Origin of the sequence: Treponema berlinense, from assembly GCF_900167025.1 — a bacterium.
GTDB lineage: Bacteria > Spirochaetota > Spirochaetia > Treponematales > Treponemataceae > Treponema_D > Treponema_D berlinense.
Window position 1 is genome coordinate 91,270 of sequence record NZ_FUXC01000006.1, and the last position, 15,434, is coordinate 106,703.

A 15,434-nucleotide genomic window follows, 5' to 3' on the forward strand; every position below is an offset into this window, starting at 1 on the left:
CAAATTATAAAGTTCAAAATTGAACGAAAAGGCCGGAAGACGACAAGTTTTCCGGCTTTTTTTATGTGCAAAGAGGTTTGAAACAGGCTTTTGTTTCTCATTCATATTGAATAACTCGACAAAAAGTTTATAAGCTGTATAATATTTTGTTAGATAAAAAGTTTTATTATGGGAGAGAGAGTATGAAAAAAAACTTACTTTCTGTTTTTGCGGTTGTTTTGACCGTTTTTTGTGGAATTTTTTTGTCTTGCGAAGTAGGACTTGGAGATTCGATTGATACAAAAGTTCCGACAGTTGAAATAAATTCACCGTCAGCAGATTATATTGTCCGCGACGAATTTACAATTAGCGGAACTTGGAGCGATGACGGCGAATTAAAGGACATAGACGTTGTTCTTACAAATACTTCGACTAAAAAGAAATATCCGGAAAACGATTCTTTTAAGGCGACAATTATAAAAGAAGGTGGAAAAGACGGCGGAAATTGGACTTGCAAAATAAATCCGCTCTCAGAATCTAAAATTCCGGACGGTTCTTATGAAGTTTCGGTTACGGCGATTGATACTGCTGGAAACAAAAGTGGCGCAACTAGAGGTTTTGTAATCGACAACACTCCGCCTCTTCTTTCTCTTACAAGACCTTCAACCAAATTTAGCGATGACGGAAGCAGCGCCGATTCTTACGGACAGGATTTTTCGATTACCGGAAGTGTAATGGATTCAAGCAATGTGGATTCTATCGAAGTGGAAATTTACAGCGCGGAAGGTGATGATAAAGACCAGCTCAAAAAAACAGTTACCTTAAAAAATGTTCCTCCCACAATCGATTTGTCTGTTGCAAAATGGGGAAGCGAAGCCTACGAAAGCATTTATGGAACAGACAAAAATGCTGGAACAAAAAAATACTGGTGCAAAATTTCAGTTTATGATTCTGCACGTAAAATTCCAGAAGAAGATGGCGACAAAGGAAACGGTGCCGCTTATTTTTATTTGAATAATGAAATTTCTTCCGATGTAATTCAAACAGTAAAACTTACAAATGCTTACTATATTTTAAATGGAACTTATGACGTTACGGACGAAAATCGCGAAATTGTCGAAAAAGTAAAGTCCGCGCTTTCTCAAAAACAGCTTCAAAAAGCAGTTTTTTCTCTCAATCCGCTGAACAACCCTTCTTACGAGCTCTCTGGTTATACTGGACTTGATGACTTGAAAAATGCGTCTGGCTCAAATCAGGAAAAAGGCTATTTGAACGATTCTTCGTGCGAACTGATGAATAAAACCAAGCAAACGGTAAATATTTCTGCCGGACTTGACCAAATTCCTCTCGACAAAGACACGATTGGAATTTTTCTGCAAGAATGTGACAAAAATGGAAATATCATAGAAAATGCCGAAAAAATAACATTGCTTGCTCCATGGAAAGGTCAAAAAGATTCCGACGGAAACAGAAAAATTCTAAATGAACTTTCAGAAGAGCAGCGTTCCGAACGCGAATCAAAAATCACTCCGGTTGGTTCTTATGCTTATAAGGTGATTGTCGAAGTAAACAGCGTTATTCATCCAGAATTAAAAGCCGGAAAATATTATGTTTTGGGAGTTGATTGTTATGATCAGAACGACAACGAAGCAAACAACGCCGGAAATGAATATGCATTTAAATTAAGCGCAACAGCTGCCGCTCCAGTTGTAAAAATTGACGGCGAAAAAAGTTTTTATGCAAATAAAGAATTTGAACTTTCTGGAACTGCAACTGTAAGTCAGGACGACCTTGAAATCGAGCTTTTTGCATACATTGATTCGACAGAAGATGAATTTTTTGCTTCGTCTGCGGACGGAAGAATAAATTTTGACAAAAATACAGGAAAATTCTCTCTTAATGTTCCAAAATCTGTTTTTGAAGGAAAATCGGCATTTACAGTTTTTGTTCAGGCTGGAATTAAAAGTGTTGACGGTAACCGCGGAACAGATCAGGTTCAGGTAAATTTTGACGATGAAGCTCCGGTTATTTCAGAAATTTCTGTAACTCCGATTCTTGAAGAAGATAATGAAGAAGTCGTAAACGGAATAATCACCGTAAAAGCAAATATTACTGACAACGGAATTATAAACAGAACCGAATATTCACTGATGCTGGAAAATGGCGAAGAAAGCGAACGCATCCCGGTTTCAAATATAAGTTCTTCTGGATTTACAGTTGATACTACAAAATTTGAGGACAACAAAAAACTTACAATAAGAATTTACGCAAATGATACTTCTGGCAACGAAGGAATCAAGACAAAAACTGTAAAAATAAATCAAAGCAGCGACAGCCCAAAAATCAAATTCTCAAATATTGATGATAAGATAAAAACAGTCGCAGAAATAAAAAACGGACAGAAAAATATTCTCGGAACAGACAATAATCACACTTTAATTGGTTCTGTTGAAGACGATGATGGCATAAAAACAATCAAAATTTTCTATCAGAAAGTTGATGTTGAACAAGTTGTATCTGGCAATGAAATTGAATGGAATGAAAACTCAGCAACCGTTATCAAAATAGATGCTGGTGGTTCAACAAGTTTTACCTTAAAATTTGACAAACTCCCAAAGGATGAAGGCGCTTACCTTGTAAAAGTTTTTGCAGAAGATAAGCTTTCTCAGACATCTTACAGTACAGGAAGTTCCGGACCGTTCCTTATTGCAGTAGACAATGGCGCGCCTCAACTTGCGGTTTCAAACGTGAGCGGCGCTTTTCAGGCTGCAAATTCTCAGTTTACGATTACAGGTTCGATAGACGATTCTTCTGCGGAAATCCGATGTTATTCTGACGCAGATTGTTCTGGCAAAGGAAGTTTAATTGCTATATCGAAAAATGCAGGAAGTGACGGAAGATTTTCTTGGAATTTTGAAGAAAAAACTGGAAGCGAAGGAAAAACTCTTTGGTTTAAGGCAGAGGACTGCTTTGGTCAAAGTTCAAAACAAAAATTCTCATACATTGTCGATACTTTGCCTCCAAAATTTACAATTGAAAGCGTAAACGGCGAATCTTTTAATGATGCAGAAAAAGATGAGGCTGGATTTGTAAGAAAATACGGCAATAATAAAAATTATTTTACTCTGCGCGGAACTGTAACAGATCCTTCCGAAAAAGCTGACAAAACAGACTGTTCTGGTTTGGGCGAAAGTTTCTTTTATATTCTTTCTGAAAACGAACCCGAAAAAGACGAAAAAGGGTTTTACAAAAACGTTGCTTCAATCTGGAAAAAGTGCGCAATTTCTGCAACGAATGCTGGTTTTGAGTGGTCGGCTCCGATTGATTTAAGTTCGTATAAGGAAAATGTTCCTTATACGGTTTATCTTGCTGCAATCGATAATGCCGGAAATGTTTCTAAAATTTCTGAAAATCCGAGCGCAAAAATAATAATCACCTTGGACTCGGAATCTCCGGAAATTAAGACTTTTGAAAAATTTGAGCCGACAAAGCTTGTTTTAAAAGCAAGAGATTCTGGAAGCGGAATTAAAGATGTAAAATTTTTGCGTAACGGAACAACTGTTGAAAAAACACCGGAAAAAACGACAGAAACAGTCACAGAAGCTGACGGCACAACAAAGGAATTTGAAGTTTATACGTTTATTCTCGAAAAAGAAGACGTTCCAGAAGGAACAAGCCGCTTTAGGGTCGAAGTAACGGATAAAGCAGGAAATACAAAATCGTCAGACGACATAGAAATAAAAAATTTTGCTCCAAGTCTTTCTCTTGTTACAGATGCGGATTCAAATGAGCAGAAAAATAAATTCCTTTATTCAAATAAGGACATAATTGTAACTGCGAGCGTAAAAGATGAAAACCAGATTGCGTCTCTTGTCTGGAGAGAGGGAGAAAAAATTTCTGGAAATGTTGCAATTGAAAAAAATAATAAAAAACAGGAATTGAAAATTACAATTCCTGCTCCGGCAACTGATTGTGGAGAAACGACAAGAATTTTTACGGCGACAAATGTTTACGGACTTAGTTCTGAGGCAGAAGTAAAATATATTTTTGACGTTACAAAACCGGAATTTAAGGCTGAATACGAGATTGACGGAAATCAAAAGTACTCTCTGTTTGGAAAAAGCGGTGCCCAGGTAAAAATGAATGCGCGCGATTTTGCGGAAATTTGGTTCAATTCTACTTCGCTAATGCTTGACGGTTGTTTTGAAGAGGCAACCAGCGGAATAAAAAGTATTCGTTACGAACTTAAAAACAAAGACGGAACAATTCTCTCTCAAGGAACGAGCCTTAACGGTTCAGAAAAAGGAAATTTCAAATTCTTCAATATTACTGTATCTGATTTTGAAAACAGCACAGAAAATCACTTAAAACTTTATGCAAGTGACAAGGCTGGAAATGAGCAGACGGCAGAATGGATTATAAAAGTGGATTCAAAAAATCCAGAATTAAAGGAAAATTCTCTGTTTGTAGATGGCATAATTGAAGATGCGGACAAAAAACTTAGCAACGGCAAAAACGACGTTGTAATAAAAGGTTCTGTTTTTGACGAGTTGAGTGGAATTTCAAAAGTTCAGCTTTCTCTTGATAATGGAAAATTTGAAAAAGATGCAGTTTTGAGCGAATCTGAAGAAATTAACGAAAAGAATTTTGAATTTACGGTTTTGAGCGCAGAATTATCTGCCGGAAATAAAACAGTTTATGCAAAAATTTTCGATAATGCAGGAAATTCACCAGAAATAAAACTTTTTGACCTGGTAATCGACAAAAAATCTCCGACGGTAACATTTATTTCTCCAAAAGATGCTGATTCAGATGCTAAAGGAATTCAAGTAAACAAAACGATTACGCTAAAAGGAAGCGCAGACGACAAAGATGATTTTGGCGACGGCAGATTTGATAAAGTGACAAGAATTTTCTATTCAACTGACAAAAATTCTGCAATTGAAAACTGGAATGATTTAAAACTTGAAATAAATGGAGATTCTAACTGGAGCGCAGAATTCAACACGGCAAAACTTTCTGACGGAAAATATTTCTTTAAGGCGGAGGCTGTCGATAAAGTTGGAAACGTCGGTTACTCAGAACCTTTCGAGCTTGAAATTGACCAAAATAGTGACCGCCCGACAATCAAAATTATTTCTTTGGAAACTTCTGGTCAGATTGTAAGCAACAGCAAGATATCTGGAAGCGTAAGCGACGACGACGGAATTGACGGCTTGTATTATTCAACTGATTCTGCGGATTTAGAAAAAACTCCTGAACAAAGCAGCGGTTGGAAAAAACTTGAGCTTTCTTCGGACAAAACCTGGAGTTTTGAACTTTCGGACGAAGGAAATTACGATATTTATTTCTACGCAAAGGATCTTGAGGGCGGAATATTTTATACAAAAAATGCCGGCAAATTGGAAAGACCGTTCATTCAGTTTAATTCGAGTGAAAAATCGGATAACCAAAATCCTGTAAGAATTTCTCTCGATAAAACCGCCCCATCTTTAAAGAACATAAAATGTGCGGTTTCGTCTGGAACTGAACTTTCTATTGAAGAATCGGTTTGGAAAGATCCATACAATTTTGGCATAAATCTTGGAAATAACAGTCCTTATCTTTTTGTTCAATTTGAAATTGAAGAAAACGTTTCGATGAACGATTCTGCTTTTGACGATGTAAAGCTTAGTCTTGGTAATAAAGTTTTGGATTTGACAGGAAAACTTGAACGGACTGGCGATTTATCTTCTGACGGAAAATTGTCTTACACAGTAAGAGCGCTTGATTCAAGAAATTTTAATGTTGAAGGCAAAAATACAATTACGGTTACGGCAACTGATAAATCGGGAAGAACAAGTTCAAAAGATTTTAATGCCACGATAGATAATGCTGCGCCGACTGTTTCGATAGATGAAAACTCAATTGAAAATATAACTGGAAAATGCGCAATTACCGGCAAAGGAAGCGATCCGAGCGGAATTTCGACATTCAATTACTTGATTCCGACAAAAGAACAGGTAAAGACTGGAGTAACCAAAAATTCTGACGGCTGGATTCCTTTAAGAACGAGCACCGGCGAAACAATCAATGACTATTCAGAGCCGTTAAAAGAACCTCAGTGGAAAATTGAATTCAATTCATCTTCGTTTGAAAAACCAGAAAATTTGGAAAGTTTAATTTATTATGCGACTGCTAAAAATGCTGACGGAAGTCTAAAATACGCAGAAGAAATTTCTGGTGACAAAAACAAAGTAAATGTTCCGGTTTATTTTTATGTTGAAGATGCAACCGGAAATGCTGAAGTCGTAAAAGAAAAAATTCCTGTAAATGTCCGTGGCGGAATTCCGACTGTGGAAGTTACATCTCACGAAGATTTTGCAAAAACTGGAAGCACTGTGATTTTACAGGGAAGCGCCGACGATGACGAAAAAATTTCTTCTGTGAGAATTACAAAAGTTGAGTACTCGATTGACGGCGAAATTACGGATTCTACAGATTGGAAGCCGATTGATGATTTGTCTGGAACTGGAATTGTCGTAAAAGGCAATATTTTGGAAAATCCAGCTCAAATTATTGCAGAAGGCACAAGAAACTGGAAAGCAGGAATCGACGTTTCAAAAATCAAAATTGAAGAAGCCGAAAAAAAAGAAGCAATTAAAGCTCTTCGGTTTACAGTCGAATCTTATGACGAAAACGGCACTTCAAGTTCACTGGCTTATCCAGATGCAGATTCTGCAAAAATTTGTCAAATTAGAATTTATGTTGATTCTGGAGTTCCGTGTGTTGAAAAAGCGTATATTGTGGGATTTGCTTCACAGCCAACGGACCGTGATTCTGTTCCTGTCTGGGAAAAATCATATTCTGCAGGAATGTGCTTTAGCGGCAAAAAAGCAAAATTCTGGTATTTAAAAACTGTTGTAACCGATGATTCGAGCGTAATTGATGTTGGTTTGAGAATGCAAAGCGGAAACGGTTATATTTCAGCAATGAATGGATTTGAGAGTTCTGAAAGCGAAGTTGCAAGTTCAAACGGAACAATCACTTTTGGTGCAAAAACAGCAGAATATACGGTTTTTATTCCAATCAATGTGACAAAAGAAGGAAATGTTTATGCAACGCTTTCGCTGAACGACGGACAGCATTCTGAAGTTGAAACGAATTATGCGTTCAAGATTGACAACACAGCGCCAACTCTCTACGGCACGGACGGAAGTTCAACGGAAACTATGGAACATGCCGACAGTCTGCGGCTGATGAGCCTCGGAAAGCCTGTGGGCACGGAGAACGTCGTGGAGAATTCCGACGGATACTACACGTTCGGCGACGAGCTTGACGAGAGCGGTTCCGGACTTGCCTATGTCGCGTTCTACTTCAAGAAGGCGGCGGCCGGCACGTCGTCGGCGCGCGTCTACAGCCCGATGTACGGCCGCGATTCCGGACATGACAACAGGGTGGAGCTTTCGGGTTCACGTGCGGAGAATTCCGTCTATATAAATGATGACGGACTTCCGGCTCTTGTAAAGACCGTGACAGTCGCCACTGACGGTGACGGAAAATCAACCGTGACGTTCAGCGGGCTGGGCGGAAACCGGAACATAAGGACACTCGGACTTGTAAAAATCGGCGGGGCGTACCACAAGATAGCATCGATTACAGGCGATGTGGCGGTTCTTGCCGACGAGGTGGACTCAAAATATACGTCCGCGGAATTCATATATGCGATGCTTGTTGACCACCAGATTACGGAGGGATTTAATTCTGACGGAACTGTCTCGAACGACGACGGCGACGGACTTGTGGAGATGGTCAAGCAGACAGGCTCAAAGTACAGGTGGACGGCAAGCCTGTATTCGGACAACATTCCTGACGGACCGGCGGAAATTCATGTCGTGGCGTTTGACGAGGCCGGAAACATAAATTCAGGCTATGTAAAGACGAGCGTTCAGAACAACAGACCGCGGCTGGCAAGGCTTTATCTTGCCACCGACCTGAACGGAAACGGAAAATTCGACTATTACAACGAGAATTCCGCGGGACCGGTTCTCAGCACCGACAGCGAGAAGGCGACCGCTAACGGAACTGAATACGGCGAGCTGAGCTTCTATTCGCTGCTTGCGGCGGACGGAAAGGTTCAGGGAAACGCAGCGCTCTCTCCGAACAGATGCGGCTTTGTCGCCTCTGACAAGATGCTTGTGCTTACGGAGATTGTCGGCGGAAACGGAGAGCTCAAATATGCCTACACGGTTTCCGGTGACAATGCGGAATCCTCCGCAGTCGGAGTCACGACGAAAAATGCTGACGGATCGAATCTTCTTGAACTGAAGTCAACGGCGGCCGATCTGGAGATTGCCGACAAGAAAGGAACTGCCGGAACAATCGCGGAGCTTCTGAACGAGAAAATTCTTGTTGACGGAACACACACGCTCACCGCGGACGCAGGCGGAATTTCCGGCGCATACCACGGATTCATAATCGGAAAGGAGACGCTTGGAAACTACGAGAGCTGGAAGGGTGACGCCAAGAACTACCGCTGGTTCGGAGTCACGTATTGGGATTCTACGGAGGAGACGGTTCAGGGCGAGAGCTCGCTCTACGCGCTCCTGAAAATTCCTGTTGTCGTGAACGTCGAGGACGACATAATCCCGGAGGCTTCAATCAGGCCGTTCTGGTGGAACAGCAAGGATGACGCAAGCTTTGTATACGACGAGGACGGACAGCCGCTCGGACACATAGATCTGCCGGGCGGGACGGAGACAAAACCGGGTGTCTCAGGACGTGTCTACATTGACGGAACCGCATACGACGAGACAAGGCTCGGAAAACTCTATCTGACCGAGCCGGACGGAAAGAAATATCAGATTGCCGAGTACGAGAAAGGCGGATGGATTACGGAATTCTCTACGTCATGGAAAAACATAAAGTCCGTCAGCGTGGAGACCGTGACCGAACCAAGCCAGAAGGGGCACAGGGTGAATTTCCGCGTTGAGATTGATATGACGCCTTACGGAGTTAAGACAGGACAGACTGTCGACGTTACCGCCGAGGATGCCGCAGCGAACAAGTCCGCCGGGTCAACAGTGCAGACAACGAAGGAGACGCATACACCGCACTACGGTATGGACTTTGTTCCGTACATAAAGAGCATTTATCCGGCAGTTTCTGGAAGTGCAAACCGCTCAAGACTTGGAAAATTCCCTGTACGCGCAGGCGAAGGCATGGTAATTGAGGGAATGAACTTTGCGGAAGGCGAAAGCTACACGGTCAAGTTCTACAAGTCAAAGACAACCGCGGCCGGAAAAACTGTTGTCGGTGACGCCGTTACCGCCGAAACGGAAACTGGAAAAATTTCAACAGCCGGACAAATCACCGTAAAAGCACCTGAATATTCACGCTGGGTTGAAGTCGTAGTTGGCGGAGTTGCAACAAGAAACAACACGAACGAGAACAGCGGCTGCAATATAGAAGAAGGCTATGTCGCAGGCGACAAAGAAACTCTCGGTCTTGCCGCCGCAAACACCGCCGGAACAAACTTCTGGACCGACGACAGATACATCAGCGTCTGGAATGTAGGAACGACGTTTGCTGACAGTTACAATCCGATAATGGGTACGATGGAAAAATTGGCGAATAGCGATAGCAAATATTTAAATGATGAGAAGTATGGTAAAAATGCAAATACTGCTCTTCCTGATAATACCTTGTATGGATATTGGGCTGCAGATGACAATATGGTCTGGGATAATATACTTGGAAAGCAAAGGGCATATTCACTTTTTGGATCTGCAAATGCCGCAATGGAAAATTCTGCGAGCCAACTTGATACTTGTGTTATTTCAGTTCCTTCTACTAGTAAGGATAATGGGCAGGTGTTTGTTGCATTCCTTGACAACAAACTTTTGAATTCTGGAACTTACGGCCCTGGTCTTGTTCTTATGCGTGACGGACAAAAAATGAAGGCTCAGGATACTTCAAAATATAAGTATTCTGTTGAATATATCGGTGGTGATAAAATGAAGAACCAGTTCCAAAATATAAAGATTGCAGGAACTTATGCGTCCTCTTCTAAAGCTGATGGAACTGATAATTTCCATGTCTATATAAGCTATTATGATGCTTATTCCCACTGTCTCAAGTATGGAAAAATTGAATTGAAGCCGAATCTTGATAAAGATAATTCTACTGACTTGGTGGCACAACACACTTTTGCGGCGGATTCTTCTGTTGCAAATAAGTTTGTTGTCGATGGTAAGGATGATAAAGATTCTGGTGGAGATGTTGGAAAATGGTCTGACATAAAAGTTCTACTTGAAAAGGGCGGAACTCCTGTTCCTGTTGTTGCCTATTATGTAACTAAGAGTTCAACTTCTGGCATTTTGAGACTGGCAAAAGGAACGTCAACTGCACCGCTTCTTAATAATGACACTAATTGGACTTATAAAGATGTAAATAGTCCTTCTGGAGTGAGAGACTTTGGTCGTTATGTAAGTATGGAAATCGATTCTTCTGGGGGACTTCATATTGTTTGTCAGGATGCAATTGCTGGAGTGCTTTATTATGGATATTTTGCAGATGGAATTGCGGAAAATCCTACTGGCGGTTGGAAAAAGATAGACGCAACTTCATCAGTTGGAAGATGGACAGACATAAAACTTGAAGATTCTTCAAAAAAAGGACTTGATGCAAAACCGGTTGTAACTTATATGGATGCCACAAAACTTGATACAACTCAAGCGGTTAAGGTTGCATTTGTTGAAGATGAGACATGGGAATCCATGACAGCACCTTCCGAAAAACAGGCTGGCAGTCAGTATAAGATGAGTCTTGTTGTGGATGTTCTTGATAAAAATAATAAATCAAATAAACTCGCCGTCGGATTCAACTCCGATATGTTCGCCGTGGACTTCCTGCGTGGAGAGAAATAGCGGCTGATTTTGGGAGTGGCATTTTTTGCGTTAGCGATTGGAAGTGCGGCGCAGCCGTTCAAAAGCGGCGGGTGAGCCTGCGAAATCCCGCTTTTGAATGAAGTGGCACGTATGCCACGGAACACTGGAAAGCGCGGCTCCGGACGGAACTTCCGGCCGGGGCAACGCCCATTTTTTTATGTGCAAAGAGGTTTGTAACTTTATTTTCCATTTTTTTTTATTTACACGCATTTTAAAATATTCTTGTAAAATTTAAGTTAAGAAAGTGTTAAATCGAAGAAAATTTATTTTGGCTGGTTGTTTTTATATGTTTTATCAAAATGTGCAATATGCTATAATGGCGGAAATTATGGAGGACTTTTTATGAAAAAAGTTTTATTTGCGGTTTTCGCGGCTTCGGCTGTTTTTGCTTTGGCTGGCTGTAAAGAAAAGAAAAATGTTGTAATCAATTCTAAGGCTGACTTGGAAAATCTTTCGATTGGATGTCAGGCTGGTACAACTGGCGAAATTTATATTCAGGAAGATTTGCCAAACGCAAAATGCAATTCTTTTAAAAATGTAATTGACGCTTCGCTTTCACTCAAAAATGGTGCAATCGATGCTATTATTATCGACGAATTGCCTGCTAAAGAAGTTTGCAAAAACAATTCTGACCTTACTATTCTTGATTTTGACCTTGCTACTGATGTTTACGCAATTGCCGTTCAGAAAGGAAACACAGAACTTCTTAATTCTATCAACAAGACAATCTCTGATATGAAAACTGACGGAAGATACGAAGCTCTCGTTGCTGATTTTATGCCTACTGACGGAAAAATTAAAATTCCTGCTATCGAAGCAAAATCTGGCAATGGTAAAATTGTAATGGGCACAAACGCAGCTTTCCCTCCATTTGAATATGTTGAAGGTTCTAAGGTTGTTGGTTTTGACGCTTCTATGGCTCAGTACATTGCAAATGATTGCGGCAAAACTCTCGAAATCAGCGATATGGCTTTTGACGGTTTGATTGCCGCTCTTCAGTCTGGTTCAATTGACTTTGTTGCCGCTGGAATGACTGCAACAGAAGAAAGAAGACAGAATGTTGATTTTTCTGAACCATATTACGAATCTAAACAGGTTGTAATCGTAAGAAAATAAAAATTTTCAAAAACTGAATTTTTACTTTTGATTGAATTTTATGTATGGTCGTTGCGATTCTTGTCGAAATGACCATACTGTTTTTTATGGTGGTCTGGACAGTTAAACGTTCAGCCACCTGTTTTATCATTACAGTTTGCTCAAGCGTTGCTTTTTCAAGCTGTGATTCCCGCCATCCGTGGCTCGTTGCTAACACGAAGTTTTATAGGAGAAAAAAATGCTTCAAAAAATTTTAGAAATTATGTTCTCTCACGGCAGGTGGATGATGATTTTGCAGGGCTTGGGAACAACTCTTTTAATCGCCTTGTGTGCGGTTTTGATGGGAACAATCCTTGGCTGCATTTTTGCAATTTTTAAGCTTTCTAATTCAAAAATTTTAAATGCGATTTCTAACGTTTATACGACTTTGATTCGCGGAATTCCAATGGCAACTCAGTTGATGATTTGTTATTTTGTTATTTTTTCGCCATTGGGAGTAAGAAATACTGTTCTGGTTGCAATAATTTCGTTTGGCGTAAATTCCGGGGCTTATTGTACAGAAATTTTCAGAGCCGGAATTAACGGTGTAGACAAGGGGCAAATGGAAGCCGGACGTTCGCTTGGTTTGAACTGGGCACAGACTATGTTTGCAATCATTATTCCTCAGGCTTTTAAAACGATTTTGCCGACTTTTGCATCGGAATTCATTACTCTTATAAAAGAAACTTCGGTTGCAAGTTTTATTGCCGTAGTTGACCTTCAGAAAGCGTGCGACAATATTCGCAATGCAACTTACAATGCCTGGGTTCCACTTCTTTCGTGCGCCCTGGTTTATCTTATTCTTACAGTTGGTCTTACAAAGATTTTTTCTGCAATCGAAACAAAAGTTGCCAAATCTGAAAAAAAATAAAATTCCTTGAATTTTTTACTGGAGAAAATTGATGATTGAAATAAAAAACCTTACTAAAAAATTTGGACAATTGACTGTTCTTGACGGAATTTCGGAAACTATAAATAAAGGCGAAAAAATTGTAATTATCGGACCGAGCGGCGGTGGTAAGTCGACTTTTTTGCGTTGCTTGAATTTACTGGAAACTCCGACCAGCGGAAGCATTGTTTTTGAAGGAACTGATATTACCGACAAAAAAACTGACATCAACAAAATCCGTCAGAAAATGGGAATGGTTTTTCAGCATTTTAACCTTTTTCCGCACAAAACTGTCTTGCAAAATTTGACTCTCGCTCCAGTTATGCTCAAAATTATGAAAATTGAAGAAGCGGAAGAAAAAGCATATTCGCTCTTAAAGAGAATTGGACTTGCCGAAAAAGCCCGTGCTTATCCAGCAAGCCTTTCTGGAGGTCAGCAGCAGCGAATTGCAATTATCCGTTCGATTATGATGAATCCGGAAGTTATTCTTTTTGATGAACCGACAAGCGCCCTCGACCCGGAAATGGTCGGCGAAGTTTTGGCACTTATGCGTAATCTTGCGGATGACGGAATGACGATGGTTTGCGTTACTCACGAAATGGGTTTTGCACGCGAAGTTGCCCAGAGAATTTTCTTTATGGACGGTGGAAAAATTGCTGAACAGGGAAATCCATCTCAGATTTTTGACAGTCCTAAGTCTGACCGCTTAAAGCAGTTTTTAAAAGCGGTTCTGTAAAATTTAAAATCTTAAAATCGGAAAAGCCAATGAAAAAAACATTCACCTTAAAAATCCTGATTTTCTGTTTGTGCTCACATTTCTTTGCGGACGTTGCAAATTCTGTAAAGAGCGTTTGCGCTTTGGGAAGTCCATTTTGTCTTTCTAAAAAAACAGACGGAGCATTGCTTGGCGCCGGAATTTTTTTGTCTGGAGCGGATTTGTTTTTGGACAACGTTTTAAAAATCAATCAGCAGACGTTTGACGAAAACCGCAGTTTTGAAAAAAAATCTGTAAACGGTTTTGACAGACTTTTTATGAACGATTACAATTTTCTGCTCGACAAAGTTGGCGGAAACATTTTTTTGTGCTCTGCAATGGCATCTCCGATTTTTATTTTGGGAAAATCTCAAAAAAGCGAATGGAAAACCGTCGGCTTAATGTATGCTGAAACTCTTTTAATTGCGAATGGAATTAAGGAACTTGCAAAACTCTCAATAAACCGTTACCGGCCAATGTGCTATTTTGAAAGCGGCGATTCTTACGATTCGTACAAAGATGACGGCGATTTTGCAAATTCTTTTCCGTCAGGACACTCAACAATGGCTTTTGCCGGAGCCGCTTTTTCGAGCTATGTTTTTTGGAAATATTTTCCTGAAAGCCCGTTGCGTTATGTTGTTTGCGCCGGAAGTTTTTCTTTTGCAGCCGCAACAGCCGTAAGCCGCGTTTTGTCCGGAAATCACTTTGTAAGCGATGTTGCTGTCGGAGCTTTGATTGGCTCTTGCACAGGATTTTTAGTTCCTTTTTTGCATCAGTCTAAAAAAGCAGAAACAAACGAAAATATTCAGGTTGGAATTTTGCCGAACGGTTTTTTGATGAGGCTCAATTTTTAATGGAAGATTTATTCAATTCAAAAAAAACAAAAAATTCGATTAAAAAAAAAGATTTAGTTTTTAAAAAATGCACGCATCCGCTTGTCGATTTTTTGTGGTTTTTGGGGATAATCTGTTTTTGTGTTGCAATCCGCCATCCTTTTTATTTGGGACTTTCGCTTTTTGCAGGCATTTTATTCAATATCTTTCAAAAAAACTGGCACGGCTTAAAACTGATAATTTTTTGTGTTCCAATTTTTATTTTTCTTTCTGCGCTAAATCCGCTCGTAAGCCATTGGGGAGAAACTGTCCTTTTTTTGATTTTTGGCAAACCTTTTACAAAAGAAGCTTTTTTTTACGGCCTCAATATGGGGCTTGTTTTTTTAGTAATGTTTGAATGGTTTTTGTGCTTCGGCTGCGTAATGACCGTGGACAAATTCACTTACCTTTTTGCGCCGGTTTTTCCTTCTGTAAGTTTGATGATGGTGATGATTTTGCGGCTCGTTCCTTTTTGCATAAGACGGGGACGCGAAATTTCTGACGGTCGTTGTGCAATCGGATTAAAAAAATCGACTTTTAAACAAAAATTTTCGGTTTTGAACGCGGTTATGAGTTCAATTTTGGAAGACGGCGTAATGACGGCTTTGAGCATGGAAAAACGCGGTTATGGAACAGCAAGGCGCACTAGTTTTTTGAATTATCGCTGGAGAATTTCAGATTTTTTTGAACTGTTTTTTTTGAGTTTTTGCGCTTTTTTTGTTGTTTGCGGAATAAAAAACGGAAACTGCGCAGTCAATTTTTATCCTGTAATAAATTTTTCAAAAATTTTTGCAACCCTCCAGTCGGCGGAAACTTTTTTTGCCTTTGCAGGATTTTTGTTTTTGCCAATGATTATTAAAATTTTTTCTGAGGATTAA

At 40.0% G+C, this 15,434-nt stretch carries 6 protein-coding genes; all 6 read left to right on the forward strand.

All coding sequences use genetic code 11. The features are described 5' to 3' along the window. Positions 1–182: 182 nt before the first annotated feature. The 6 genes from B5D47_RS06275 (at position 183) to B5D47_RS06300 (ending at position 15,434) form a co-directional block, all read left to right on the forward strand. Positions 183–10,886 (forward strand): Ig-like domain repeat protein, encoded by a 10,704-nt coding sequence (locus B5D47_RS06275; protein WP_078930985.1) that lies wholly within the window; start codon positions 183–185, stop codon positions 10,884–10,886. Positions 10,887–11,249: 363 nt separating this feature from the next. Continuing rightward, entirely contained in the window at positions 11,250–12,023 is a 774-nt protein-coding gene (locus B5D47_RS06280) for a transporter substrate-binding domain-containing protein (RefSeq protein ID WP_078930986.1), read from the forward strand. A gap of 217 nt (positions 12,024–12,240) precedes the next feature. Next, positions 12,241–12,912, forward strand: a complete 672-nt coding sequence (locus tag B5D47_RS06285; RefSeq protein ID WP_234969934.1) for an amino acid ABC transporter permease — start codon at positions 12,241–12,243, stop codon at positions 12,910–12,912. Positions 12,913–12,943: 31 nt separating this feature from the next. Then, complete coding sequence (locus B5D47_RS06290) at positions 12,944–13,666, forward strand: amino acid ABC transporter ATP-binding protein (RefSeq protein ID WP_078930987.1); 723 nt, start codon at positions 12,944–12,946, stop codon at positions 13,664–13,666. Between the two features lie 29 nt (positions 13,667–13,695). Continuing rightward, positions 13,696–14,538: a phosphatase PAP2 family protein gene (locus tag B5D47_RS06295; RefSeq protein WP_078930988.1), complete on the forward strand. Its 843-nt coding sequence runs from the start codon at positions 13,696–13,698 to the stop codon at positions 14,536–14,538. Continuing rightward, positions 14,538–15,434: an energy-coupling factor transporter transmembrane component T family protein gene (locus B5D47_RS06300; RefSeq protein ID WP_078930989.1), complete on the forward strand. Its 897-nt coding sequence runs from the start codon at positions 14,538–14,540 to the stop codon at positions 15,432–15,434. Before B5D47_RS06295 ends, B5D47_RS06300 begins: the two co-directional genes overlap by 1 nt.

Bases quoted from the DNA above. Each gene is read 5' to 3' on its own strand.
- B5D47_RS06275 (WP_078930985.1), top strand. From the start codon at position 183: ATGAAAAAAAACTTACTTTCTGTTTTTGCGGTTGTTTTGACCGTTTTT.
- B5D47_RS06295 (WP_078930988.1), top strand. From the start codon at position 13,696: ATGAAAAAAACATTCACCTTAAAAATCCTGATTTTCTGTTTGTGCTCA.
- B5D47_RS06300 (WP_078930989.1), top strand. From the start codon at position 14,538: ATGGAAGATTTATTCAATTCAAAAAAAACAAAAAATTCGATTAAAAAA.
- B5D47_RS06280 (WP_078930986.1), top strand. From the start codon at position 11,250: ATGAAAAAAGTTTTATTTGCGGTTTTCGCGGCTTCGGCTGTTTTTGCT.
- B5D47_RS06285 (WP_234969934.1), top strand. From the start codon at position 12,241: ATGCTTCAAAAAATTTTAGAAATTATGTTCTCTCACGGCAGGTGGATG.
- B5D47_RS06290 (WP_078930987.1), top strand. From the start codon at position 12,944: ATGATTGAAATAAAAAACCTTACTAAAAAATTTGGACAATTGACTGTT.